Here is a 25793-nt window from a genome sequence, read left to right as displayed (position 1 = left end):
TCGTCCTGCTGACACCAGAAACCTACGAACCTTCAACCGATAACACCACGACGGAAATTGGAGCATGTCATAATCCTGCGTTATGGATGTGGACCTGCGTGACCTGGAACTCCTGGACGCCACCGCCGAAGCCGGCTCGCTGACCGCGGCCGCCGAGCGGCTCTACGTGAGCCAGCCCGCCCTCAGCCAGCGGCTCACCCGGCTGGAAGCCCGCCTGGGCATGCCCCTCTTCGACCGCAAGGGCCGCCGCCTGGTCCCCAACGCCGCGGGCCGCCGGCTGCTGGTCGCGGCCCGCCACGTCCTCGGCGAACTGGAGTCGGCCACCCGCGACCTGCGGGAGATCCGCGACGGGCGCGACCGGCGGGTGCGCTTCACCGCCCAGTGCAGCACCACCTTCCCGTGGCTGCCGCCCGTGCTCCGCGCCTTCCGCGAGCGCGAGCCGGACGTCGACGTGCGCATCGAGACCGTCCCCGACGACGCGCCGATCCCGGCGCTGCTGGCCGACCGGGTCGACGTGGCGCTCGTCACGAAGCCCGATCTGCAGATGGACCGGGTGTCCCTGACCAGGCTGTTCGACGACGAGATGATGGCCGTGGTGCCGGCCGGGCACCCGTGGGCCTCGCGCGCGCACCTGACCGCCCGTGACTTCGACGGCGCCGATCTGGTCCTCTACGAGTTCTACGACCAGAAGCGCATTCCGTCGATGCCGCTGCCGCTCCCCGCCGGGGCCCGGCCGGCCCGGATCACCACCATGCCGGTGGTGACCGACCTGGTGGTCGAGATGGTCGCGGGCGGCCAGGGCGCGACGGTGCTGCCCAACTGGGTGGCCGCCCCGTACGTGGCCTCGCACGGCCTCGCCCTGGTCCGCATCGGCGCGCAGCCGCTGACCCGCACCTGGTTCTGCGCCACCCGCACGGGCCCGCGTCCGCCGCACGTCGAGGCCTTCGTCGAGGAGCTCATGGCCCGTCTCAAGACCCCCCACGGCCAAGTCCCGTCCGTCAAGTCCTAGGCTTGCAGGAGGCGTTGGGTTTGAGGTTCATCGGGTAGATTTCTAGAAACTGATTCCAATTCAGGCGGGGCTGACGTGTTGGAGCTGAGGGGGAGCGGGGCCGGGCCGCTGGAGGCGGGGGATCCGCATCAGATCGGGTCGATACCGCTGGCGGGCCGGCTCGGGGCCGGCGGTATGGGGCGGGTGTACCTCGGTGTCCGAGAGGGCCGGTATGTCGCCGTCAAGCAGTTGCTGCCCTCCGTCGTCGGCGAGGACAAGGACTTCCTGCGCCGCTTCGGGCACGAGCTGGACAACCTCGCCCGGCTGCCCGAAGGAGCCACCGCGCCGCTGCTCGACAGCGACCGCACCGCGCGGCCGCCGTGGTTCGTCACCGCGTACGTCCCCGGGCTCACCCTGAGGGAGGCCCTCGACCTGAACGGCAGGCCCCTGCCCGCGCAGGCGCTGTGGCTGCTGCTGCGGGAGGCGGCGGCCGGCCTCGCGGCGGTGCACGCGCTGGACATGGTGCACCGGGACCTCAAGCCGTCCAACGTCATGCTGACCCTCGACGGTCTCACCCTCATCGACTTCGGCGTCGCCCGGGCCGCCGAGCAGAGCCAGCTGACCCGGACCGGCATGGTCGTGGGCACGCCCGCCTACATGGCGCCCGAACAGGCCTCGGGCAAGCGGCGGTTGAGCGGCGCCACCGATGTGTTCGCGCTGGGGTCGGTGCTCGCGTACGCGGCGAGCGGCCGGCCGCCCTTCGGGGACGAGTCGGGGCACGGCGTGCTGTACCGCATCGTCCACGAGGAACCCGATCTGGAGCCGCTGCGGGAGCTGGAGCCGGCCCTCGCGGACCTCGTCGCGGCCTGCCTGGAGAAGGACCCCGACGAGCGGCCCACCGCAGCCGAACTCCTCGAACGCGCGTCGCTGCACGGCCCGTTCGCGGCCCCGCTGTGGCCGGCGGCGATCACCGAGCGACTGTCGGAGCGGGCCGCCTTCGCCGCCGACGTACAGGAGGTCGACGTACCGACGCTCCCGCTCGCCGGCGCACGACCGGAACCGCAGAAGGGATCGGAGAAGGGGCCGGAGAAGGGCACGGAGGAAGAGCCGGAGAAGGAGTCCGAGAAGGAACCGGAGAACGGGCCCGCGAAGGAGCCCGCGAAGAAGGCCGAACCCGCGGCGCCCGAGGTCGGGTCCCGTCCGGAACCGGAAGCACCGCGGCGGCCCGAACGCCGCCGCCGTACCCGCGTGCTCCTCGCGGTCGTCCCCGTCGTCCTGGTCGGAAGCGGTACGACGCTCGCCATCCAGTACCTGCCGCACACGTCCTCGCCGCAGGCCGAGGCGGGCGCCTCCCCGTCCACCTCGGTCGGGGCGCCCGCCGACCCGACGGCGTCGACCGCGGGCAGCAGCCCGCCGGGCGCGGCCTCACCGGCGCCGCCGCCCGCCGACGGCAAGGTCGAGGAGGGCGCCGCGAACCAGGGCCAGGGAGGGTCCGCCGGGACCAACGTCTCGGGCGCCGGAGGTACGGGTACCAGCGTCGGCACCGGCACCGGAACGGGCAGCGGCAGCGGTACGCCGAAGGGCTCGGGCGGTTCCGCGAGCTCCGGCAGCTCGACCGGCGCCGGCACTCCGCCGCCCTCCGGCGGCGGGGCGACCACGGCCGCCCCGCCCCCCGCTTCCGGCACCTACCGCTACCGCAACGGCGACAACGGCCACTGCATCACCCAGGTCTACGGCTCGTCGGACCACGGCGACTGCTCGGACGCCACCGCCAAGTGGAAGGTGCAGAGCAGGTCCGACGGCAGTTTCAAACTCGTCAACCAGCAGAGCGGCGGGTGCCTGTACGCCAACATGCTCGGCCAGGCCGTCTTCGTGGGCGACTGCGCCCAGGACACCGGCCGGGTGTGGCGCAACGGTTCGGACGGCAGCCTGCGCAACGACTTCAGCGGAGGCTGCCTCGACCTGGGCATGGCCCAGGGCCTGGTGACGTCGAGCTGCGCCGGGGACGCGTCCCAGCGCTGGACGAAGCAGTAGGCACCCACCCCGCCCTGCTGGCCCCCTAGGGAGTGTCCAGCAGGGTGCCCATCCACTCCTCGATCCCGGCGACCGTGCGCGGCAGCGCGCCCGACATCAGGCGCGCGCCGTCCGCGGTGATCACCAGGTCGTCCTCGATGCGGACGCCGATGCCCCGGAGCTCCGCCGGGAGGGTCTCGTCGTCCGGCTGGAGGTACAGGCCCGGCTCCACCGTCAGGACCTGGCCCTCCTCCAGGACGCCGTCCAGGTACGTCTCCGCCCGCGCCTTGGCGCAGTCGTGCACGTCCAGGCCCAGCATGTGCCCGCTGCTGCACAGCGTGTACCGCCGGTGCAGGTCGCCCTCCGCGTTCTTCAGGACGCCCCACTCCGCGAGGCCCTCCGCGATCACCCGCATTCCGGCCCGGTGGAAGTCCCCGAAGCTCGCCCCGGGGCGCAGCGCCGCCATGCCCGCATCCTGCGCGGCCAGGACCAGCTCGTAGACCTGCCGCTGGACGGGGGAGAAGCGGCCCGACAGCGGGAGGGTGCGGGTGATGTCCGCCGTGTAGAGGGTGTCCGTCTCCACGCCCGCGTCCAGCAGGAGGAGTTCGTCCCCGCTGAGCCGGCCGTCGTTGCGGATCCAGTGCAGGACGCACGCGTGGGCGCCCGACGCCGCGATCGTCTCGTAACCGGTGCCGTTGCCCTCGGCCCGTGCGCGCAGGCCGAAGACCCCTTCGAGCCACCGCTCCCCGCGCGGATGCGCCAGGGCGCGCGGCAGGGCCCGTACAACGTCCTCGAAGCCCGCCGTGGTGTGGTCGACGGCCAGCTGGAGCTGCTCGACCTCCCACGCGTCCTTCACCAGGCGCAGCTCCGACAGCGCGGAGGCGAGCTCGGCGTCGTGGGCCGCGTCGCGGCCCGCCGGGGTGCCGAGCCCGTCCAGGTGCGCGCAGCGGATGCCGGTGAGGCGCTCCGCCTCCGCGAGGTCGGGACGGCGGCCCACCCAGAACTCCCCGTAGCGGCGGTCGCGGAAGAACTCCCCGCTGCCCTCGGCCCGCGGTGAGCGCGGGCGCAGGTACAGCACCGCCTCGTGGGCGTGAGGGCCCGAGGGCTCCATGACCAGGACGTGGCCGGCCTGGTCCTCGCCGGTGAGGCCCGTCAGCCAGGCGTACGCGCTGTGCGGGCGGAAGCGGTAGTCGCAATCGTTGGAGCGGACCTTCAGCTCACCGGCAGGGATGATCAGCCGCTCGCCGGGGAAGCGGGCCGAGAGCCGGGCCCGGCGGGCCGGGGTGACGGCGTGGGCCGGGACGCGTGTGGAGTCGGGCAGGGGGGACGCGGCCCAGTTGCCCGCCATGAAGCGGGACAACTCCGTGGATACCGGGCGGTCGTGACTGCCCGTGTTGAGGCGGGCGGCGGTGTCGGTCACGAGGCTCCTTCAAGAAAGATGCGAACTGGTGGGCGCACAGGTCTTGTCAGTGCAATTTCACATTACTATGTTACAGCTCACATCGCGGCACGTTAACTCCCGTCAAACGCCGTGTGACACAGAGCAGTTGACCCAGGGCAGTTCACGCACCACCCCCCACCTTTGCCTCTCCAAACAGGAGTTCTCGGTGCTCAAGCACAGAGCTGTGCGCTCTTCCCTTCTCGCTTCCGCCGTCGCGGTGACCCTCCTCGCCACCGCGGGACAGGCCACGACGCAGGCGGTCGAGTCCGCGGCCCCGGCCGCCTTCGCCGGAGCCCAGGCCGCCCCCGCCGCCCCGGCCTCCGGACCCACCGGAAATCCCTTCGACGAGGTCGACCGCCTCGCCGACGCGAAGGACAGCACCCCGGCCCCCGCCCCTGCCCCCGGCGGCCAGGCCCTCACCGGGCAGGTCCCCGGCGCGTCGACGGCCGCCGCCGACGCCGTGTCCAAGCAGGCCGTGGAGAAGACCAGCAAGGCGGTCCAGGCGGTCCCCACCGCGCGGAGCGTCGCCGCGGGCGTGCCCTGCACCCTCGACGGGATCAAGAACCTCACCCCGGAGCAGTTCGCGGACTTCCTCGCCGACCAGGCCGTCACCGCCGACGGCTGCCTGCGCGGGCTCATCTGGACCTGGGACGCCCGGCTCGCGCCCGTGATGTCCGACGCGCACGTCCAGGCCGTCTCCCGCCGGATATCCGGCCTGGCCGCCGCGCACGACGGCCGCAACTCCTCCCACCTGGAGGAGATGTTCACGTACCTGCACGCGGTCGCCTACCACGACTACTCGCGCTCCGAGATCGACGTCACCGACGCCCCGACCGTGAACGCCATGCGCCAGGCCATCGCCGACTTCGGCAACGCGGCCCGCACCTTCGACGTCACGCCGTCCAACGCCCGTACCCTGCGCGAGGCCCTCTACGCCGCCAGCGCCCCGGGCCTGCGCCAGCACCAGCTCGGCCTCATCAAGAAGGTCCTGGCCACCATGGACGCGGCCCACCCGGCCACCCACCACGACACCGCCTGGGCGGGCGCCGCGCTGGCCGCGCTCTCCGTCAACTACCTCGGCGTCTACCCGGGCAACCAGGACGCCGCCTTCCACGCCGCGGCCGCGGGCGACGCCTCGTACCGCGCCACCTTCAAGGCCTTCGCGACCTACACCCACCTCAAGGGCACGGCCAACGCCTGGCTGGTGCGCGACGCGATGTCCGAGTACGGCCGCTTCGGCCAGATCGACGGCCTCAAGGGCCAGATCGTCGCGGACCTCGGCGGCCTGCTGGAGACCACGAAGACCAACTTCGGCAACGGCAGCGAGCCGTGGGCCGCGGTCGTCTCCTGGCTCAACTTCTACGAGGCCTGCAAGCCGTACGGGGTGTGCAAGGAGGACATCGAGAAGATGCTCTTCCCGAACACCTACGTCTACGACAACGGCGCCATCAAGGTGCGCACGGCCCTCGACCGGGCCACCGTCGACCAGCTGTACTACGCGAGCAAGCAGGTCAAGGCGCAGTACCACCGCGTGCTCGGCACCGAGCAGCCGCTCGCGGGCGACCCCAACGCCACGCTGAACATCGTGCTGTACGCCTCCCGCGCCGACTACGTGACCTACCAGACGATGCTGACCGGCTACGGCACCAACAACGGCGGCATGTACATCGAGAACGGGGCCACCTTCTATACGTACCAGCGGCGCGTCCCGCAGGACTCCTCCCTCACTCTCGAGGAGCTCTTCCGCCACGAGTACACGCACTACCTCAACGGCCGCTTCGCCGTCCCCGGCTTCTTCGGCCAGGGCCCCTGGTACGAGAGCGACCGTACGACCGCGATGGACGAGGGCACCGCCGAGTTCTTCGACGGCGCCACCCGCGACAACGGCATCGCCGTCCGCAAGTCCCTCGTCAAGAGCGTCATGAGCGACACGGCCGGCGGCGGCCCGCGCATGAGCGTCGAGCAGCTGCTGAACGCCACCTACGACGGCGACGGCTTCCGCTTCTACAGCTACGCGGGCACCTTCTTCGAGTTCCTGTGGACCGAGAAGCCCACCCTCCTGCGCGAGATGTACACCCACCTGCGCAACAACGACGTGGCCGCGTACGACGACTGGCGCCACCGGATGGGCTCCGACACCTACCTCCAGCGCGACTACGACCGCTTCCTGGACGCGCAGATCGCCAAGGTCGACCAGCTCTTCGTGCCGAACACCTCCTTCACCCCGAACGACCAGCTGCGCGATTCGACGCTCGCGTCGGTGAAGTCCTCCTTCGCCACGGCCACCTACAACACCCCGGACTGCGTGGAGAACGGCGACCCCGGCAAGCGCCGCTTCACCTGTACCGGACGGATCACCGCGAACCTGAAGAACTGGCGCAGCGCCGACCAGAACTTCAAGGACGTCTCGGAGACGGTCGACTACTTCATCCTCGACCGGGCGGGCGCGGCCTCCAACAACCTCGCCGACATGAACTGTTCCTTCGGCCCGCTGGAGATCTGGTCCAACAAGGTCGCCGGCACCTCGAGTTACAGCTGTGAGGGCCCCCTCCGCAGCTGATCGTCTCCGGACCGGTCCCGCGCCTGAGGAGGGTGCGGGACCGGTCTGGGCAGGCACTAAAGAATGTGACATATTACTGTCGTGCTCAACAGACACTCCTTGGACGCCGTGATCATCGGCGCCGGCGTCGTCGGTGCGGCGTGCGCGTACTACGCGGCCCGCGCCGGACTGTCCGTGGCTGTGGTCGACCGCGGCCCCGTCGCGGGCGGCACCACCGGCGCCGGCGAAGGCAACCTGCTCGTCTCCGACAAGGGGGCCGGACCGGAACTGGACCTCGCCCTGCTGTCCACCCGGCTCTGGACCGAACTCGCCGCGGTCCTCCCGCGCGAGATCGAGTACGAGCCCAAGGGCGGACTGGTCGTCGCCCCGGACGAGACCACCCTGAAGGCCCTGCGGAGCTTCGCGGACGGCCAGCGCGCCGTCGGGGTCGACGCGATCGAGGTGGCGGCGGACGCCCTGTACGACCTGGAGCCGCACCTGGCTCCGGGCCTGGCGGGCGGATTCCACTACCCCCAGGACGCCCAGGTCCAGCCCGCCCAGGCGGCGGCCCGGCTGCTGGCCGCGTCGGGCGCCGAGGTGTACCTCGGAGAGGAGGTGACGGGCGTTCTCCTGGACCGGGGTGCCGTACGAGGGGTCAGCACCCCGCGCCGAGAACTCCTGGCCCCGGCCGTGGTGAACGCGGCCGGCACCTGGGGCGGCCACATCGCCGAACTGGCCGGGGTCACCCTGCCCGTCCTCCCGCGGCGCGGCTTCGTCCTGGTGACCGAGCCGCTGCCGCGGGTGGTCCGGCACAAGGTCTACGCCGCCGACTACATCGCGGACGTCGCCAGCGGCTCCGCGGCCCTGCAGTCCTCGGCGGTGGTCGAGGGCACCCCGTCGGGCCCGGTGCTGATCGGCGCCACCCGGGAGCGGGTCGGCTTCGACCGCACCCTCTCCACGGAGGCCCTGCGCCGCCTGGCCTCCCAAGCGGCGGCGCTCTTCCCCGTCCTGGCCGACGTCCGGGTCCTGCGCACTTACCACGGTTTCCGCCCCTACCTCCCCGACCACCTCCCGGCGATCGGCCTGGACCCCCGCCGCCCCGGACTGCTGCACGCCTGCGGCCACGAGGGCGCGGGCATCGGCCTGGCCCCCGCCACCGGCCTGCTGATGGCGGCCGCCCTCTCGGGAGCCGAACCCGCCCTCCCCATGCACCCGTTCCGCCCCGACCGATTCGCGGAGGCCGACCGATGAAGAGAAACCCCCGCGCACTGGTCGGCGGCGCCCCGGTGGCCGCGTACGAGATCACCTTCGACGGCCGGGAACTGCCCGCGCAGGAGGGCCAGAGCCTCGCCGCCGTCCTCTGGGCCGCCGGGATCCTCGCCTGGCGGACCACCCGCGAGGGCGGCGCCCCGCGCGGCGCGTTCTGCGGGATCGGCAGCTGCTACGACTGCCTCGTCACCGTCAACGGCCGCCCGAACCAGCGCGCCTGCCTGGTCCCGGCCCGCGCCGGCGACATCGTCACCACCCAGGAGGGAACCGGCCATGCCGAGCTCGCCGTCTGAGCCCGCCGGTCGCGCGGGCCGCGCGGATCCCGCAGGTTCGCCGGGTCCCGCTGCCGTGCCCGTACCGGCGCCGGCTGCCACGCCCGCGTCGGGTCCCGCCGCCGTGCCCGCACCGGCGCCTGCCGCCGCACCCACGTCGGGTCCCGCTGCTGCGCCCCTACCGGTGCCCGCTGTTGAGCCCACGCCGGCGCCCGCTGCCGCGTCTGCCGCTGCGCCCGCGCCGGTGCCTGCCGCCGTGTCCGCCTCCGGGATGGGGCCTGCGCCGGTGCGGGTCGATCTCGCCGTCGTCGGGGCCGGTCCCGCCGGGCTCGCCGCCGCCGTCACCGCCGCCGACCTCGGGCTGCGGGTCACCCTGCTCGACGCGGCGGAGCTGCCCGGCGGGCAGTTCTACCGCCACCCCGCCCCGGGCCTGGGCGCGGCCCGCCCCGAGGCCCTCCACCACGGCTGGGCCGAGTTCGCCCGCCGCGAAGCCGCCCTGCGCGCCCACGAGGCGGCCGGCCGGATCACGTACCTCCCGCAGCACCACGTGTGGACGGTGGTCCGGGACGGCGAAGCCTGGACCCTGCACGCCGTCGGCGGAGCCGAGGAGGCGGCGGCCACGGTCCACGCCTCTGCCGTGCTCATCGCCACCGGCGCCTACGAGCGGCAACTGCCCTTCCCCGGCTGGACCCTGCCCGGGGTGGTCGGGGCCGGCGGAGCCCAGGCCATGCTCAAGGGCGGGCTCGTCCTGCCGGGCCGGCGGGTGGTCGTCGCCGGGAGCGGCCCGCTGCTGCTCGCCGTGGCCGGGTCCCTCGCCGCCGCCGGAGCCACCGTGCCCGCCGTGGTGGAGGCCGCCGCCTACACCGCGTACGCCGGCCAGGTCCCCGCCCTGCTGCGCAACCCCGGCAAGATCGTAGAGGCGGCCACCTACGGCGGGGCGCTGGCCAGGCACCACGTCCGGCTCCTGACCCGGCACGCCGTCACCGAGGCCCACGGCACCGACCGGGTCGAGGCCGTCACCGTGGCCCGGCTCGACCGGGACTGGCGTCCGCTGCCCGGCATCTCCCGCCGCATCCCCTGCGACGCCCTCGCCGTCGGCCACGGGCTCGTCCCCCAGCTCGAACTCGCCACCGGCCTCGGCTGCGCCACGCGCCGCAGCCCCGACGGCACCGTCGCCCTGGAGCTGGACGCCGGGCAGCGCACCTCCGTCCCCGGCATCTGGTCCGCCGGGGAGACCGGCGGCATCGGCGGCGCCCAACTGGCGCTGGCCGAGGGGGAGATCGCGGCCCACGCGATCGCCGCGCGGCCCGCGCCGCCCGCCCTCGTCCGCCGCCGCGCCCGGCTGCGCGCCTTCGCCGACGCCATGGCCGCCGCCCACCGCCCCGGTGCAGGGTGGACCGGCTGGCTCCGGGACGATGCCGTCGTGTGCCGCTGCGAGGAGGTGCCGGCCTGCCGGATCCGCGAGGCCGCCGGGGAGCTCGGCGCGCGGGACGCCCGTACCGTCAAACTCCTGACCCGGGCCGGCATGGGCTGGTGTCAGGGACGGATGTGCGGCCCGGCCGTCGCCGCCCTCGCCGGCGAAGAGCCCGCGCCCGACCGCCGGCCGCTGTCCTGCCCGGTCCCCCTGCGCCACCTCGCCGAACTTCCCCCCGCCGACCACTGATCGGGGCGCCACGGCTCTTGTGGCCGCCCCACACCCGCTAGTAAAATGTCACACATCACTCTAGGGAGCCTCACATGACCAACGCGCCCACCCCCGCGCCCCGTACGGACGACCGCACCCGCCCCTGGCACGGAATCATGGTCGCCACCGCGCTCCCCCTGCGCGAGGACCTCACCGTCGACTACGACGCCTACGCCGAGCACGTGGCCTGGCTGATCGCCAACGGCTGCGACGGCGTGGTCCCCAACGGCTCCCTCGGGGAGTACCAGACCCTCACCGACGAGGAGCGGGCGCGCGTCGTGCGTACCGCCGTCGAGGCCGCCGGCGACGGCGCCCGCGTCATGCCCGGCGTCGCCGCCTACGGCAGCGCCGAGGCCCGCCGCTGGGCCGAACAGGCCGCCGAGGCCGGCGCCGGCTCCGTACTCCTGCTGCCCCCCAACGCCTTCCGGGCCGACGAGGAGACCGTACGCGCCCACTACGCCGAGGTCGCCCGCGCCGGGCTGCCCGTCGTCGCGTACAACAACCCGTACGACACCAAGGTGGACCTGACCCCGGCCCTCCTCGCGCGGCTGCACGCCGACGGCTCGATCGTCGCCGTCAAGGAGTTCAGCGGGGACGTGCGCCGCGCCTACGAGATCGCCGAGCTCGCCCCCGGCCTCGACCTGCTCATCGGCGCCGACGACGTCCTCCTCGAACTCGCCCTCGCGGGCGCCGTCGGCTGGATCGCCGGCTACCCCAACGCCCTGCCGCAGTCCTGCGCCACCCTCTACCGCGCCGCCGTCGCCGGGGACCTCGCCACCGCCCTGCCGCTCTACAAGTCCCTGCACTCCCTGCTGCGCTGGGACTCCAAGACCGAGTTCGTCCAGGCCATCAAGCTCTCCATGGACCTGGCGGGCCGCCCCGGCGGCGCCACCCGCCCGCCGCGCTTCCCGCTCACCGGGGAGATCGAGGCCGCGGTCCGCGCCGCCACCGAGAAGGCCCTCGCCGAGGGTCTCAACTAGTCACTGTCCGGAGGGGACTCCATGCGTACGCGCCACGTCTACCACGCGGTGGACTCGCACACCGAGGGCATGCCGACCCGGGTCATCACCGGGGGCGTCGGGGTGATCCCCGGTGCCACCATGGCCGAGAAGCGGCTCCACTTCATCGAGCACACGGACCACGTCCGGACCCTGCTCATGTACGAGCCGCGCGGGCACTCCGCGATGAGCGGCGCCATCCTGCAGCCCCCCACCCGCCCCGACGCCGACTTCGGCGTCCTCTACATCGAGGTGTCGGGCCTGCTCCCCATGTGCGGGCACGGCACCATCGGGGTCGCCACCGTCCTCGTCGAGACCGGCATGGTGCCCGTCGTCGAGCCGGTCACCACCGTCCGGCTCGACACCCCGGCCGGACTGGTGAGCGTCGACGTCCGGGTCGAGGACGGGGCGGCCACCGCCGTCACCTTCACCAACGTCCCCTCCTTCAGTGTCGGCCTCGACCTCAAGGCCGAGGTGCCCGGCTTCGGCACGGTCACCTACGACCTGGCCTACGGCGGCAACTTCTACGCCTTCGTCGAACTCGACGACCTCGGCCTGCCCTTCGACCGGGCCCGCAAGGAAGACCTGATCGCCGCCGGACTCGCGATCATGGAGACCATCAACTCCTCCGGCGACCGTCCCGTCCACCCGGAGAACCCCTCCATCGGCGGGGTCAAGCACGTCTACCTCGCCGCCCCCGGCTCCGACGCCCGCCGCTCCCGGCACGCCATGGCCATCCACCCCGGCTGGTTCGACCGCTCGCCCTGCGGTACGGGCACCAGCGCGCGCATGGCCCAGCTGCACGCCCGCGGCCTCCTGGAACTCGGCACGGACTTCGTCAACGAGTCCTTCATCGGCACCGAGTTCACCGGCCGGCTGATCGGCGAGACCACCGTCGGCGGGCTCCCGGCCGTGATCCCCACCGTCACCGGGCGGGCCTGGATCACCGGCACGGCCCAGTTCTTCCTCGACCCCACCGACCCCTTCCCCGGAGGTTTCCTCCTTTGAACACCGTCCGCACGGTGGACTACCACACCGCCGGCGAGCCCTTCCGGATCGTTTCCGACGGCCTTCCGCCCGTCCCCGGGGACACCGTCGCCGAGCGCTGCGCCACCGCCATCGGCCCCGGCGGATCCGGGACCGCTCCGCGCCGGGGCGTGCTGGACGACGTACGGCGCCTGCTCGTGCAGGAGCCGCGCGGACACGCCGGGATGTACGGCGGGTTCGTGGTCCCGGCCGACGACGACGGGGCCCACTTCGGCGTGCTGTTCTGGCACAAGGACGGCTACTCCACCGCCTGCGGGCACGGCGCCATGGCCCTCGGGGTGTGGGCCGTGGACTCCGGGCGGGTCGCCGCCCCGGACGACGGGGACGCCCAGGTGCGCATCGACGTACCGTCGGGGCGGGTCACCGCCACCGTCCACCGGGACGGGGGCCGCACCACCGGGGTCACCTTCCGCAACGTCCCGGCGCGGGTGAGCGCCCGCAAGGTCCCCGTCGCCACCACGCTCGGGCTCGCCGAGGTGGACATCGCGCACGCCGGGGCCTGTTACGCCTCCGTGCGCGCCCGCGACCTCGGCCTGGACGTGTCCCGGGCCGCACTGCCCGACCTGGTGCGGGCCGGGCAGGAGATCCGCGCCGCGCTGGCCACCCACCCCGCCACCTGGCACCCGGGCGGACCGCTGCTGTCCGGGGTCTACGGGGTGATCCTCCACGAGGAGCTGCCCGACACCCCCTTCGGGCCGCACCAGCGCAATGTCACCGTCTTCGCCGACGGGCAGATCGACCGCTCGCCCTGCGGCTCCGGCACCTCCACGCGGCTCGCGCTGCTCGCGGAGGACGGGCGGCTCGGACCGGGCGAGGACCTGCTGCACGAGTCGGTCACGGGCACGGTCTTCACCGGGCGGATCCTGGACGGCGGCCTCACGGAGGTCACCGGCACCGCCTACCGCACCGGTGAGCACGCCTTCACGGTCGACGCGCACGACGCGCTCGGCACCGGATTCCTGCTGTGAACGGTCCTGCCGGGAAGGGGCCTGCTGCGAAAGAGCCTGCCGGGAAGGGGCCTGCTGCGAAGGAGCCTGCCGCCGGCGGGCTCCCGCAGTTGGGCGCCGCCGACCTGGCCGGGCTCCTGACGCCGGCCCAGGCCGTCGACGTGCTGGCCGCCGCCCTGCTCGGCGGCCTCGACCCGGAGAGCTGCCCGCAGCGCACCAACGTCCCCGTACCCGAGGGTGAACTGCTGCTGATGCCGGCCGCGTCCGGTGCGTACGCCGGGGTCAAGATCGCCGGGGTCGCGCCCGGGAACCCGGCCCGCGGGCTGCCCCGGATCACCGGCTCCTACCTGCTGCTGGACGGGCCCACCCTGCGTCCGCTCGCCCTGCTCGACGGCGCGGCCCTGACCGCCCTGCGCACCCCGGCCGTCTCGGCCCTCGCGCTGCGGTACCTGGCCCCGGCCGGGCGGCCGCTGCGGCTGGTGCTCTTCGGCTCCGGACCGCAGGCGTACGGGCATCTGGAAGCGACCCTCGCCGTACGGGAGTTGGCGGAGGTGGTGGTGGTCGCCCGCGACCCAGGGCGGGCAGACCGGCTCGTCGCGCACGCCCGCTCCCTGGGCCCGGCCGCCCGTACCGGCACCGCGAAGGCGGTGGCGGACGCGGATCTGGTCATCTGCTGCACCACGGCCCGGGAACCGCTCTTCGACGGGCGCCTCGTGGGGCCGGGAGCCACCGTCGTCGCGGTGGGCTCGCACGACCCGACGGCGCGGGAGACGGACACCGCCCTCGTGCGACGCGCGGCGGTGTACGTGGAGTCGCGTGCGGCGGCCCTGCGCGAGGCGGGGGACCTGCTGGTCCCGGAGGCGGAGGGGGCCATCGGGCCCGGCCACATCACCGGTACCCTCGCCGATCTGGTCGCCGGGCGGATGCCGGCGGGTGGGACGCAGAGTTGTCCACAGCTCTTCAAGAGTGTGGGCATGGCCTGGGAAGATCTTGCCGTGGCGGTCGCGTTGTTCGAGGCCGCCGGGGCACGTGGCACAACGTGACATTGTACGCTGTTCCTCTGCCCATCGCCGGTGTCGGGCGTCTCGGAGGAAATGCAATGGGTGACCTGAAGCAGCACAGTCTCATCAAGGCCCAGGAACGGCTCCGCGACCAGGTCGGCCACGCCCTCCGAGCAGCCCTGATAGCGGGCGAGCTGCGCCCGGGGAGCGTCTACTCGGCCCCCGGTCTCGCGGCCGAACTCGGCGTCTCCGCCACCCCGGTGCGCGAGGCGATGCTCGATCTGGCCAGGGAGGGCCTGGTCGAGCCGGTCCGCAACAAGGGATTTCGGATCACCGAGGTCAGCGAGCGCGACCTGGACCAGTACACCGAGCTGCGCACGATGATCGAGGTGCCGACCATCGGCCGGATCACGAAGATCGCCACGGTCGAGCAGCTGGAGGCGCTGCGCCCCATCGCCGAGGAGATCGTCACCAGCGCGCGCGAGCACAACCTCATCGGCTACCTGGAGGCGGACCGCCGCTTCCACCTGACGCTGCTCGGCCTCGCGGGCAACGACCGGCTCGTCGAGACCGTCGGCGACCTGCGCAAGCGCTCGCGGCTGTACGGACTGACCGGCCTGGACGAGGCCGGCAAGCTGGTGTCCTCGGCGCAGGAGCACATCGAGCTGCTCGACCTGATGCTGAGCGGCGACGCCGAGGCGGCGCAGGCGTGCATGACCCGCCACCTCGGTCACGTCCGCTCCCTCTGGGCCCAGGGCCGGGACGAGCCGGTGGGCCGCACCCCGGGCCGCCTCGGCGGCGCCGCCAAGGGCTGACCCCCGCCGCATCCTCGTCAGGCCGCCACATCCTCCTCGGGGCCCGGACCTTCTTGGTCCGGGCCCAACTCGCTTTGTGCGGCGCGCATTTGGACACGGCTGGATAACGACGGCGCCAACCCCTTGTCAGTACAATTTCACATTACTATGTTACCGGTCACATCATAGAGCGCGGCCCTTCACTGGAGTGACCCATGACCAAGCGCACCCAACTCGCCCTCGCCACCGCTCTGGTGGCAGCTCTCGCACTCGGCGCCTCGGGCTGCTCCGACACCAAGAAGGGCTCGGCGGGCGCGGGCGCCTCCAACCCCGCGGCCGCCAACGACGGCAAGACCCTCGGCGGCACCCCGGTCAAGGGCGGCACCCTCACCGTCCTGTCCAACCAGGACTTCGCCCACCTCGACCCCGCCCGCAACTGGGTCATGCCGGCCATGGACTTCGGCACCCGGCTGCTCTACCGCACGCTCGTCACCTTCAAGTCCGAGCCCGGCAAGGCGGGCAGCGAGCTGGTCCCCGACCTCGCCACCGACCTGGGCACCCCCTCCAACGGCGGCAAGACCTGGACCTTCACCCTCAAGGAGGGCGTGAAGTACGAGGACGGCTCGCCGATCAGGGCCCAGGACGTCAAGTACAACGTCGAGCGCTCCTTCGCCCCCGACCTCACCGGCGGCCCCGACTACGCGGCCCAGTACCTGGCCGGCACCGAGGGCTACAAGGGCCCGCTCCAGGGGCAGCACCTCGACTCGGTGAAGACCCCCGACGACCGCACGATCGTCTTCGAACTCAAGCGGCCCGTCGCCGAGTTCTCCGCGACCGCCACCCTGCCGACCTTCGCGCCCGTGCCCCAGTCCCAGGAGAAGGGCACCCAGTACGACGCCCGCCCGTTCTCCTCAGGCCCGTACAAGATCGAGTCGTACGACCGCGACAAGAAGCTGGTCCTCGTCCGCAACGAGCACTGGGACGCCAAGACCGACACCGTGCGCAAGGCCTACCCGGACAAGTTCGTGGTCGTCATGGGTCTCAAGGGCGGCCAGATCGACGACCGGATCATCGCGGGCGAGGGCGCCGACGCCTCCGCCGTCCAGTACATGGACATGCGGCCGGAGAGCGCGCCCAAGGTGCTGCCCAAGCCCGACGTGAAGGCGCGCCTGCTCGCCGAGTCCCAGGGCTGTACCGAGATGCTCCACCTGAACAACTCCCGCGCCCCCTTCGACGACCCCAAGGTCCGCGAAGCCATGCAGTACGCCGTCGACAAGGAGGCCGTCGTCACCGCGGGCGGCGGCCCCGCCCTCAACGAGGTGGCCACCGCCTACCTGCCCCCGGCCCTGTCCGGCGGCAAGCAGGCCGACACCCTGAAGATCGCCCCGGCCGGCGACCCGGACAAGGCCAAGGAACTCCTCAAGGCCGCCGGCAAGGAGAAGCTCAAGGTCTCCCTCGCCGTCTCCACCGGCGACAAGACCAAGGCGGAGGCCATCCAGCAGGGCCTGTCCCGCGCGGGCGTCGAGGTCGTCATCGACACCATCGACCCGGGCGCCTACTACGACGTCATCGGAGACCTGTCGACCACCCCGGACATGACCCTCGCCGGCTGGTGCCCCGACTACCCGTCCGGCTCCACCTGGATCCCGTTCGTCTTCGACGGACGCACAATCAAGGAGAAGGGCAACCAGGGCAACAACGCCCAGTTCCGCGACGACGCGACGATGAAGCGGATCGACGAGATCAACGCCATGGCCGACGCCAAGCAGGCCAACCAGGCCTGGATCGAGCTCGACGCCGAGATCATGAAGAAGTCCCCGGCCATCCCGCTGCTGCTGGAGCGCAAGCCGCTGCTCGTCGGCCCCAACATCGCGGGCGCCTTCGGCCACCCCGTGTGGACCGGCACCATCGACTACGGCACGGTCGGCCTCAAGGACCCCTCGAAGAGCCAGGGCTGAGAGCGCGGAGGATCCCCTCGCCATGACCGCCACCGCACCGGCCGCACCCGAAGCCGCCGGCGAGCCGGAGGTGAAGGAGGTCCCCCCGGGGAGCAGCCCCTGGCAGCTCGCCCGGCGGGAACTCCGCCGCCGCCCCGCCGTCCGCGTCAGCCTCTGCGTCGTCCTCCTCTTCGTCCTCATGGCCGTGACCGCCCCCTGGCTGGGCGCGCTCGGCGGCTGGGGCCCGAACGAGTTCGACAAGACCGCCATCGACCCCTACCTCGGGGGCCAGCCACTCGGCTCCTTCGGCGGGATCAGCCCCGAGCACTGGCTCGGCGTCGAACCCGTCACCGGCCGCGACCTGTTCGCCCGCGTGGTCCACGGCGCGCAGGTCTCGCTCCTGATCGCCTTCGCCGCCACCGCCATCGTGGTCCTCGCCGGCACCGCCGCCGGAATCGCCGCCGGCTACTTCGCCGGCCGCACCGACGCGATCCTGTCCCGGCTGATGGACCTGACCATGTCCTTCCCGTCCCTCATCTTCATGATCGCGATGCTGTCCGTGGCCAAGGACGTCAACCGGATCGTCCTGATGACCGCCGTCATCGGACTGTTCGGCTGGCCCGGCGTCGCCCGCGTGGTCCGCGGCCAGACCCTCTCCCTCAAGCACCGCGAGTACGTCGACGCCGCCCGCGTCGGCGGCGCCGGCTCCTGGCGGATCCTGACCCGCGACATCCTCCCGGGCGTTTCGGGCCCGGTCATCGCCTACACCACCCTGCTCATCCCCGGCATGATCAGCACCGAGGCCGCCCTGAGCTACCTCGGCGTCGGGGTCCGCCCGCCCACCCCCTCCTGGGGCCAGATGATCGCCGAGTCCGTGGCCTACTACGAGACCGACCCCATGTACTTCGTCATCCCCAGCGTCTTCCTCTTCCTCGCCGTGCTCGCCTTCACCCTGCTCGGCGACGCGCTGCGCGACATCCTCGACCCGAGGGGCGGCCGCAGTTGATCCTCTACCTGGCCCGCCGCCTGCTCGCCCTCGCCGGCGTGCTCCTCGCCATCGCCGCCGTCACCTTCGTCATCTTCTACGTCCTGCCCTCCGACCCGGCCGCGGCCGCCTGCGGCAAGACCTGCAGCGCCGAGCGCCTGGCCGACGTACGGGCGTACCTGGGCCTCGACCAGCCCCTGTGGCGGCAGTTCGCCGACTTCCTGACCGGCATCTTCACCGGCCGCACCCTGGGCACCGGGCAGTACGCCGTCCAGTGCGACTTCCCCTGCCTGGGCTACTCCTACGAGAACTCCCTGCCCGTGTGGGACCTGCTCATGGACCGGCTCCCGGTCTCCGCCTCCCTCGCCGTCGGCGCCGCCGTGCTGTGGCTGGTCCTCGGCCTCGGCGCCGGCGTCACCGCCGCCCTGCGCAAGGACACCGTCACCGACAAGGCCCTGATGGTCGGCGCCGTCGCCGCCGCCTCGCTGCCCGTGTACTTCACCTCCGTGATGCTCATCTACGGGTTCATCCGCATCGCCGGCCTCCTGCCCTACCCCACCTACCAGGCGTTCACCGAGAACCCGCTCGGCTGGGCCTCGAACCTGCTCCTGCCCTGGACCGCGCTGGCACTGCTGTACGCCGCCATGTACGCGCGCCAGAGCCGGGGTTCGATGATCGAGGCGATGGCCGAGCCGTACATCCGCACCGCCCGCGCCAAGGGCATGCCCGAGCGCACGGTCGTCGTCAAACACGGGCTGCGGTCCGGGATGACCCCGATCCTGACCATCTTCGGCATGGACCTCGGCGGACTGCTCGCCGGGGCGGTCATCACCGAATCCATCTTCGGACTCCCGGGCATCGGGCGGCTGTTCTACGGAGCCCTGGTCAACTCCGACCAGCCCGTGGTCCTCGGAGTCACCCTGCTCGCCGCCTTCTTCATCGTCGTGGCCAATCTCCTCGTCGACCTCCTGTACGCCGTCATCGACCCGAGAGTGAGGTACTGATGACAGCCTCCGTGGCCGCTCCCCTCCTCGAAGTACGCGATCTGCGCGTCACGTTCACCACCGGGCGCGGGACCGTGCGGGCCGTCGACTCGATCGGCTTCACCGTCGAGGCCGGACGCACCCTCGGTATCGTCGGCGAGTCCGGCTCGGGCAAGTCCGTCACCTCGCTGGCCGTCATGGGCCTGCACCGGGGCGCGGTCGAGGTCAGCGGCTCCGTCAGCCTCGCCGGACGCGAGCTGACCGGCCTGTCCGAGCGCGAGCTGTCCCACGTACGGGGCCGCAAGATGGCCATGATCTTCCAGGACCCGCTGTCCAGCCTGCACCCCTACTACACGGTCGGCGAGCAGATCGCCGAGCACTTCCGGGTCCACTTCAAGGCCGGGCGGGCCGCCGCGCGCAAACGGGCCGTCGACATGCTCGGCGAGGTCGGCATCCCGGAACCGGCCCGCCGCGCGGGGGAGTACCCGCACCAGTTCTCCGGCGGCATGCGCCAGCGCGCGATGATCGCCATGGCCCTGGCCTGCGAGCCCGACCTGCTGATCGCCGACGAGCCGACCACCGCCCTGGACGTCACCGTGCAGGCGCAGATCCTGGAGCTGATCGCCCGGCTCCAGCAGGAGCGCGGACTCGGCGTCGTGATGATCACCCACGATCTGGGCGTCGTCGCCCGCGTCGCCCACGAGGTGCTGGTCATGTACGGCGGCCGGGCCGCCGAACAGGCCTCGGCCGACGATCTGTTCGCCGACCCCGCCCACCCCTACACCCGGGGGCTGCTCGACTCGCTGCCCCGCCTCGACACCGCCGACGACCAGCCACTGCCCTTCATCCCCGGCTCCCCGCCGTCCCTGCTCGCGCCGGCCCGGGGCTGCGCCTTCGCCCCGCGCTGTACGCGGGCGGCCGCGCGCTGCACCGACGTACGCCCGGAGCCGCAGGCGTACGGGGAGGAGCCGGGCCGCATGGTGGCCTGCCACTTCGCCGGGGCCCGTACCGCCGAGGAGGCGGCCCGATGACCGAGACCGAGACCGCCACCGCGGCCGGGGCCGCGGACGCGACCGCCGCGAAGAGCGCCACACCGCTGCTGTCCGTGCAGGACCTCACCATGACCTTCCCCGGGAAGCGATCCGTGACCGGGCGCCGGGGGGCGCCCGTACGCGCCGTCGACGGGGTCTCCTTCGACCTGGCGGAGGGCCAGACGCTGGGCCTGGTGGGGGAGTCGGGCTGTGGCAAGTCCACCACCGGCCGGATGCTGGTGCGGCTGCTGGAGCCCACCTCGGGCCGGGTCGCCTTCCAGGGCAAGGACATCAGCCGGCTCTCCCAGGGCGCCATGCGCCCGCTGCGCAAGCACATCCAGATGGTCTTCCAGGACCCGCACTCCTCCCTCAACCCCCGCCAGACCGTGGCCCGGATCATCTCCGATCCGCTGCTGGTGCAGGGCTGGAGCGCGGCGGACGCCCGCCGCCGCGCCGCCGAGCTGATGGAGCTCGTCGGGCTGATCCCGGAGCACATCGACCGCTACCCGCACGAGTTCTCCGGCGGCCAGGCCCAGCGCATCGGCATCGCCCGCTCGCTGTCCACCAGCCCCCGCCTCATCATTGCCGACGAGCCGGTCTCCGCCCTGGACGTCTCGGTCCAGGCCCAGATCGTCAACCTGATGGAGCGGCTGCGCGCCGAACTGGGCCTCGCCTACGTGTTCATCGCGCACGACCTCTCCGTCGTCAAACGGGTCAGCGACCGGGTCGCCGTCATGTACCTCGGCCGGATCGTCGAGATCGGGGACAAGAAGTCCCTCTACGAGAACCCGCAGCACCCGTACACCCGGGCGCTGTTGTCCGCCGTACCGCTGCCCGACCCGGCGGCGGAACGGCGGCGGGAGCGGATCGTGCTGCTCGGCGACCCGCCGAGCCCGGCCGCCCCACCCCCGGGCTGCACCTTCCACCCGCGCTGCCCCAAGGCGCAGGAGATGTGCCGCACCGAGCGCCCGCTGCTGCAGCTCGCCGCCTCGACGGAGGTGGCCTGTCACTTCCCTGGTGACTGACGGGATCCAAGGGAAAGGGGAAGGGCCCCGGAGACAATGGCGTCTCCGGGGCCCTTCGCATGGCCTTCATCACGCCGGCTCGATGTTGTCGACGGCGGTCGAGATCTCTCGGCCGGAGGGACCACGGATGTAGGCGAGCTCTACCCAGCGCTCGATCCCGGTAGCGGACACGTTCTCGTTGACGACGGCCATCAGCTCACCCTCCACGCCGGACGCGACATCGCGAACACGTCGGCGCAGCAGCCGATGCGGCACGTCCTCGTACCGCTCAGTCATCCGACAGCTCCTCGCCGTCGGCGATGAAGCGCTCCCAGCCGACGAGTGCGCGGTCGAGGAGCTCGGCGCTCGGCTCGGACACCGCGAGCAGGCCCGCCCAAGGGGCGTCCGGGGTGTCGATGCAGAGCACGCCGCGAGCGCGGCTACGAATGGTGCGGTGGGCCACGTGGGTCACTCCCTGTCGTCATCAGTGGGTGGTGGAGACACCATGGCGCCAGTGAAGTCCCATTTCGAGGACTCTTTATGGGACTTCTGTCGTAGTGAAAGGGACTTCTCTGCATCCGAACAGGTGAATCATGGTCGTCAAGGGGTCTTCCTGGGACAATAGCCATCTACCCATGCCGCTATGGAGGTTGAGATGACCCGACCGACCGGCAACACCCGACTGCGGGCCGCCCGAACGGCTGCTGGCTACCGCTCTCAACAGGACCTCGTGGACGCCCTCGCCGCCCGCGGCGTCACGGTCGGAATCCGGCAGGTCCGCCGGTGGGAGTCCGAGAACCCACCCCTGCCTTACCCCGACGTCCGGCAGGCTCTCACCGAACTCCTCGGCCAGGAACTGGCACAACTCGGATTCACGCTGCCGAGCGGGGCGGTACCGGGACGCCGCGCGGCTGTAAGTGCGCTGCCGGCACCGAATCGGGGGCCCATCCGGACGCCCAATGCGCTTCAACCGGCCAGCTCCGCTGCTGACTATCTCTCCGTCACCCGTGCTCACCGGCGCCTGTACTGGACCGTTGCTCCAGCCACGTTGCACCCTGCGGTCAGTGCTCACGCGGCGCTCGGCGCAGCTCTGTTGGAGGCCACCACAGGTCGTACGCGACAGACTGTGGGTGCGGCCCTCGCAGAGTCCTGGCTCTTGGCCGGCCGGATCGAGTTCTTCGACCTACGCGAGCCCGACCGTGCGGGGGACACGTGGGTGCGCGCACTTCAGGCCGCCGGGGACGCAGATGACACGCTGCTCGGAGCTGCCACCCTTGCTCACATGGCATTCATCCCCGGATGGGCCGGGAACCAGCAGTCCGCGGCTGAGCGAATGGTGGCCGCACGAACCTACGCCCGGCGCGGCCCGGCTTCCGCCGAGTTGCTGGCATGGCTCGATGCGGTCGAGGCCGAGTGCGAGACCCGTTGTGGCGACACCAGGACTGCCCTGAACCTCATCGTGCATGGCGAGGATCTGCTCGCGGTCGGCGGTGAGCACCTGAACCCCGAATGGATGGACTGGTTCAGCCCGGTCAGGCTCCAGGCGTTCAAGGGGAACACGCAACTGCGTGCCGGGCATCTGCCTCAGGCCCGAGAGACCTTGCTCCACGTGCTGGAGGAGCTGCCTGCGGACGACGACAAGCAGCGCACCGTAGTTCTCGGTGACCTGGCCGCGGTTGAAGCCGCGGCGGGCGCCCCGAGGGCAGCCGCCGAGTACGCGGTGCGCGCCTTGGAACTCCTGGAAACGCACTGGTACGCCACCGGCCTGGAGCGGGTCCGGGAGGTGCGGCGCGCGCTGGTGCCGTGGCAGCACGAGCAGATCATCCGAGACCTCGACGACCGGCTCTACGGTTGGGGAGCGGTGGTCAGCGCTCTGGCCAATTGAACTCCGAGATCAGGCCTGGCAGGTCCGCCAGGCTCTCGACGCGGAACGTGGGCAGCGTGCGGGCCTCCTCGGAGTCCCACTGGATCGTGGCCCACGGGCCGCGGCGAATGAGAGCGGTGTGCATCCCGGCCTGTTTGCCGGGGCGGAGGTCGTTGTCGACGCGGTCGCCCACGTAGAGGATTTCCTCCGGCGCGAACGGCACCACGGAGGCCACCCGGACGAAGAACTCCGGGTCGGGCTTGCTGGCGCCCCAGTCGTCCGACGTGCCAATCAGGTCCACGTCGTTGATGAAGAGTTCGCGCAGAATTCCGCCCGCGCGCACCGTCTGATTTCCGGCGATGCCGAGCCACAGCCCGTCGGCACGGAGCTTGGCGAGCGTCGGCCGGACGTCGGCGTACAGGTCCGACTCGTCGAAGTGCTCCGGCTGGCCGGCCGCTGCGCGTGCCTCCCTCTGGTCGTACAGGTCGAAGCCGGGCTGGAACTCTTGGAACACGTCGCGGTAGTCGCGGCCCTGGGCGATGACGGCACCGAACATCGCGGCAAACGTGTGACGCGGAACGCCAAGCCAGTCAGCCCACGTGCCGTACTCCCGAGTCTCGTCCACGAGGCATTCACCGACGTCGAAAACCACAGCGCTAATCGTCATGGGGGCAGCCTAGTCAGGTCCGGACACGCGGAATCGCCCCCTACCGCCCGCAGGAGATCCGCCGCCCCGAGCAGCCGTTGCTGCAGCTCGCCGCCTCGACGGAGGTGGCCTGTCATTCGGTGAAACTAGAGGGGCCCTGGTGACTGACGGGATCCAAGGGAAAGGGGAAGGGCCCCGGAGACAATGGCGTCTCCGGGGCCCTTCGCGCCGTTCGCGGCCGTACTCAGGCCAGTTCGCGACGGAAGAACTCCAGCTCCAGCGCCATCAGCTTCTCCCGGGTGCCGCCCGGGGTCATGTGGGTGACGCCGGGGAGGGCCAGCAGCTGGTGCGGGCGGCCCGCGTCCGTCAGGGCCTGGGACAGGCGCAGGGTGTGGGAGGGGTGGACGTTGTCGTCGGCCAGGCCCGTGATCAGCATCAGCGGGCGGGTCAGGCCCGGGGCGTCGGCGATCAGGGAGTCCCGCTCGTAGACCTCCGGGTTCTCCTGCGGCAGACCCAGGTACCGCTCGGTGTACGCGGTGTCGTAGTGCCGGAAGTCGGTCGGCGCGGCCCCGGCCGCCGCCGCGTGGAAGACGTCCGGGCGGCGCAGCACCGCCATGGCCGACAGGTAGCCGCCGTAGGACCAGCCGCGGATGCCGACCCGGCCGAGGTCGAGGTCCGGGTGCCGCGCGCCGAGCGCCTGGAGCGCGGCGACCTGGTCCTCCAGGGTGACCTCGGAGAAGCCGCGGTACATGGCGTGGGTGAAGGCGGGCGAGACGTGCGCGGTCCCGCGGTTGTCGACGGTCACCACCGCGAAGCCCTGGTCGGCCCACCACTGGCGGGGCTGCCAGCGGCGCGGGTCGGCGCTGACGTCCTGCGCGCAGGGGCCGCCGTAACTGTCCATCAGCACGGGCAGCCGGCGGCCGGGGACGTGGTCGCGGGGGAGGACCAGGGCGGTGGGGATGCCGCGCTCGGTGACCCGCTCCAGGACGGGGACCACCCGGTACGGCATCGGCGCCGAGAGGTCGGCGGGGGCCAGCTCCCGCCCGTCGGGGGTGCGTACGACGCGCCGGATCCCGTCGGCGTCGGCGGAGGTCAGCAGCAGCATCCCGGCCGAGGCGGACACGGAGTGCATTCCGGGCCCGTCGGCGAGCGGGGTCAGCTCCCCGGTGGCCGGGTCGAGCAGCAGCACCTGCTGCTCGGAGGGGTCGCGCAGGGCGGCCTCGATCAGCAGCCGGTCCTCGTGCACGCCGGCCACGCGGCGGACCTGGATCCCGTCCCCGGTGAGCAGTTCGCCGTCCACCGCGAGGGCGCGGGCGGCTCCGCCCGGAGTGTCGGCGGCGGTCAGCATCCGGCCGTCGGCGAGCCGGGCGGGGGTGCCGGGGACCAGCGGGTCCACCCACTGCGGGTGCGTGGTGCGGGAGAGCTCCCGGGTCCGGCCGGTGGCCGGGTCGGCGGAGAGCAGCAGGACGCATCGCTGGAGCCGGTCGTGGACGGTCAGCAGGATCTCCCCGGCCGACTCCCAGCCCGCGTCGGAGACGTACGGGTAGGTCTCGGCGTCCCAGTCGAGCCGTATCCGGGTCTGCCCGGTGCCGTCCTGGCCGAGCACCCACAGCTGGACGTCGGCGTTGGGCCCGCCCGCCTCGGGGTAGGCGAAGTCCTCGCCCGGGAGCTCGGGGTGCGCGGGGTCGGCGAAGTACCGCCGCTGGAGCGCGGATTCGTCGACGCGGGCGGCCAGCAGGGTGACCCCGTCCGGGGACCACCAGTGGCCGCGGGAGCGGTCCAGCTCCTCGGCGGCGGCGAACTCGGCAAGGCCCCAACGGGCCCCGTCGTCCGGGCTGACCCGGCCGCCCGGGGCGACGTACAGGACGTCGTCGGCGACGTACGCGGTGCGGGAGCCGTCGGCGTTCGGCCTCGGGTCCACGGCGGGCCCGGCGGCCGGGATCTCCTTGGGCGCCCCGGCTCCGCCCGCGGTGACCTCGTAGAGCCGCCCGTACAGCGCGAAGACGGCACGCAGGCCGTCGCCGGAGAGGGCGTACGAACCGATCCCGGCGGCGACGAGCCGGATCCGTTCGCGCAGCCGGCGCTCGGCGTCGGGGAGGGGCCCGGGCTCGGGGCACAGCTCGCGGGGGTCGGCAAGCCGGGTCTCGGCGCCGGTGGTGGTGTCGAGCACCCAGAGGCTGTCGAAGGCGTCGGTGGGCCCGGTGGAGCGGAGGAACCAGAGCAGCCGGCCGCCGTCCCCGAAGGAGAGCGCGCGCGGGGCGCCGTAGGAGAATCGGGCCGTGGTCGCGGAGAGCCTGAGGAAATCATCCATGATCGTAGTGTGACATGTGAAATGTCACCACCACTAGGC

The 25793-nt window shown here is 72.4% G+C and carries 22 protein-coding genes; 17 read left to right on the top strand and 5 right to left on the bottom strand.

The genetic code is table 11. The annotated features are described in order from the left end of the window. Window positions 1-82: 82 nt before the first annotated feature. Window positions 83-1009 (top strand): LysR family transcriptional regulator, encoded by a 927-nt coding sequence (locus ACZ45T_RS22800; protein ID WP_468444087.1) that lies wholly within the window; start codon window positions 83-85, stop codon window positions 1007-1009. Window positions 1010-1084: 75 nt separating this feature from the next. Further along, window positions 1085-3022 (top strand): serine/threonine-protein kinase, encoded by a 1938-nt coding sequence (locus tag ACZ45T_RS22795; RefSeq protein WP_468444085.1) that lies wholly within the window; start codon window positions 1085-1087, stop codon window positions 3020-3022. A 25-nt stretch (window positions 3023-3047) separates the two neighbouring features. On the opposite strand, the gene ACZ45T_RS22790 is transcribed toward ACZ45T_RS22795, so the two are convergent. After that, the gene (locus ACZ45T_RS22790) at window positions 3048-4421 is read right to left on the bottom strand and encodes an aminopeptidase P family protein (protein ID WP_468444083.1); all 1374 of its coding nucleotides are present in this window, start codon (window positions 4419-4421) and stop codon (window positions 3048-3050) included. A 187-nt stretch (window positions 4422-4608) separates the two neighbouring features. Between ACZ45T_RS22790 and ACZ45T_RS22785 the strand changes: the two genes are divergently transcribed. From ACZ45T_RS22785 to ACZ45T_RS22720, 14 genes are all read left to right on the top strand, one after another. After that, window positions 4609-7002 (top strand): collagenase, encoded by a 2394-nt coding sequence (locus tag ACZ45T_RS22785; RefSeq protein ID WP_468444081.1) that lies wholly within the window; start codon window positions 4609-4611, stop codon window positions 7000-7002. An 81-nt stretch (window positions 7003-7083) separates the two neighbouring features. After that, window positions 7084-8232 carry an NAD(P)/FAD-dependent oxidoreductase gene (locus ACZ45T_RS22780; RefSeq protein ID WP_468444079.1) on the top strand — a complete coding sequence of 383 codons (1149 nt, stop codon included), beginning with the start codon at window positions 7084-7086 and terminating at the stop codon, window positions 8230-8232. Further along, window positions 8229-8543 carry a (2Fe-2S)-binding protein gene (locus ACZ45T_RS22775; protein WP_468444077.1) on the top strand — a complete coding sequence of 105 codons (315 nt, stop codon included), beginning with the start codon at window positions 8229-8231 and terminating at the stop codon, window positions 8541-8543. The genes ACZ45T_RS22780 and ACZ45T_RS22775 overlap by 4 nt, the downstream gene beginning before the upstream one ends. A 250-nt stretch (window positions 8544-8793) precedes the next feature. Next, on the top strand, window positions 8794-10185 hold the full coding sequence (locus ACZ45T_RS22770; protein ID WP_468444171.1) for an FAD/NAD(P)-dependent oxidoreductase: 1392 nt from the start codon (window positions 8794-8796) through the stop codon (window positions 10183-10185). Between the two features lie 74 nt (window positions 10186-10259). Further along, on the top strand, window positions 10260-11186 hold the full coding sequence (locus ACZ45T_RS22765) for a dihydrodipicolinate synthase family protein (protein WP_468444075.1): 927 nt from the start codon (window positions 10260-10262) through the stop codon (window positions 11184-11186). Between the two features lie 21 nt (window positions 11187-11207). Beyond that, window positions 11208-12212, top strand: a complete 1005-nt coding sequence (locus ACZ45T_RS22760; RefSeq protein WP_468444073.1) for a proline racemase family protein — start codon at window positions 11208-11210, stop codon at window positions 12210-12212. Continuing rightward, on the top strand, window positions 12209-13219 hold the full coding sequence (locus tag ACZ45T_RS22755; protein WP_468444071.1) for a proline racemase family protein: 1011 nt from the start codon (window positions 12209-12211) through the stop codon (window positions 13217-13219). The genes ACZ45T_RS22760 and ACZ45T_RS22755 overlap by 4 nt, the downstream gene beginning before the upstream one ends. Window positions 13220-13308: 89 nt before the next feature. Continuing rightward, window positions 13309-14241: an ornithine cyclodeaminase family protein gene (locus tag ACZ45T_RS22750; RefSeq protein ID WP_468444069.1), complete on the top strand. Its 933-nt coding sequence runs from the start codon at window positions 13309-13311 to the stop codon at window positions 14239-14241. 56 nt (window positions 14242-14297) lie between these two features. Beyond that, on the top strand, window positions 14298-15014 hold the full coding sequence (locus tag ACZ45T_RS22745; protein WP_468444067.1) for a GntR family transcriptional regulator: 717 nt from the start codon (window positions 14298-14300) through the stop codon (window positions 15012-15014). Window positions 15015-15208: 194 nt separating this feature from the next. Further along, window positions 15209-16951, top strand: a complete 1743-nt coding sequence (locus ACZ45T_RS22740; RefSeq protein WP_468444065.1) for an ABC transporter substrate-binding protein — start codon at window positions 15209-15211, stop codon at window positions 16949-16951. Window positions 16952-16973: 22 nt separating this feature from the next. Further along, window positions 16974-17936, top strand: a complete 963-nt coding sequence (locus ACZ45T_RS22735) for an ABC transporter permease (protein ID WP_468444063.1) — start codon at window positions 16974-16976, stop codon at window positions 17934-17936. Further along, the gene (locus ACZ45T_RS22730; protein WP_468444061.1) at window positions 17933-18919 is read left to right on the top strand and encodes an ABC transporter permease; all 987 of its coding nucleotides are present in this window, start codon (window positions 17933-17935) and stop codon (window positions 18917-18919) included. Before ACZ45T_RS22735 ends, ACZ45T_RS22730 begins: the two co-directional genes overlap by 4 nt. Then, entirely contained in the window at window positions 18919-19929 is a 1011-nt protein-coding gene (locus ACZ45T_RS22725) for an ABC transporter ATP-binding protein (protein WP_468444059.1), read from the top strand. The genes ACZ45T_RS22730 and ACZ45T_RS22725 overlap by 1 nt, the downstream gene beginning before the upstream one ends. Next, entirely contained in the window at window positions 19926-20954 is a 1029-nt protein-coding gene (locus tag ACZ45T_RS22720; protein ID WP_468444057.1) for an ABC transporter ATP-binding protein, read from the top strand. Before ACZ45T_RS22725 ends, ACZ45T_RS22720 begins: the two co-directional genes overlap by 4 nt. 69 nt (window positions 20955-21023) lie before the next feature. Here ACZ45T_RS22720 and ACZ45T_RS22715 read toward each other — a convergent pair whose 3' ends face one another. Together ACZ45T_RS22715 and ACZ45T_RS22710 are read right to left on the bottom strand one after the other, a co-directional pair. Further along, a complete protein-coding gene (locus ACZ45T_RS22715) occupies window positions 21024-21230 on the bottom strand; it encodes a hypothetical protein (protein ID WP_468444055.1) in 207 nt (68 codons plus the stop codon). Then, window positions 21223-21360 (bottom strand): hypothetical protein, encoded by a 138-nt coding sequence (locus ACZ45T_RS22710; protein ID WP_468444053.1) that lies wholly within the window; start codon window positions 21358-21360, stop codon window positions 21223-21225. The genes ACZ45T_RS22715 and ACZ45T_RS22710 overlap by 8 nt, the downstream gene beginning before the upstream one ends. 228 nt (window positions 21361-21588) lie before the next feature. On the opposite strand from ACZ45T_RS22710, the gene ACZ45T_RS22705 reads away from it, so the two are divergent. Then, entirely contained in the window at window positions 21589-22818 is a 1230-nt protein-coding gene (locus tag ACZ45T_RS22705) for a transcriptional regulator (RefSeq protein ID WP_468444051.1), read from the top strand. Here the strand turns inward: ACZ45T_RS22705 and ACZ45T_RS22700 are convergent. Beyond that, window positions 22799-23449: an HAD family hydrolase gene (locus ACZ45T_RS22700; RefSeq protein ID WP_468444049.1), complete on the bottom strand. Its 651-nt coding sequence runs from the start codon at window positions 23447-23449 to the stop codon at window positions 22799-22801. The two genes, ACZ45T_RS22705 and ACZ45T_RS22700, sit on opposite strands and share 20 nt — an antisense overlap. Before the next feature lie 238 nt (window positions 23450-23687). Then, window positions 23688-25754, bottom strand: a complete 2067-nt coding sequence (locus ACZ45T_RS22695) for a S9 family peptidase (protein ID WP_468444047.1) — start codon at window positions 25752-25754, stop codon at window positions 23688-23690. Window positions 25755-25793: the final 39 nt, after the last annotated feature.

The sequence above is a fragment of the Streptomyces sp. NPDC030995 genome (genome assembly GCF_055571215.1).
This window is presented reverse-complemented; position numbering and strand designations above follow the sequence as displayed.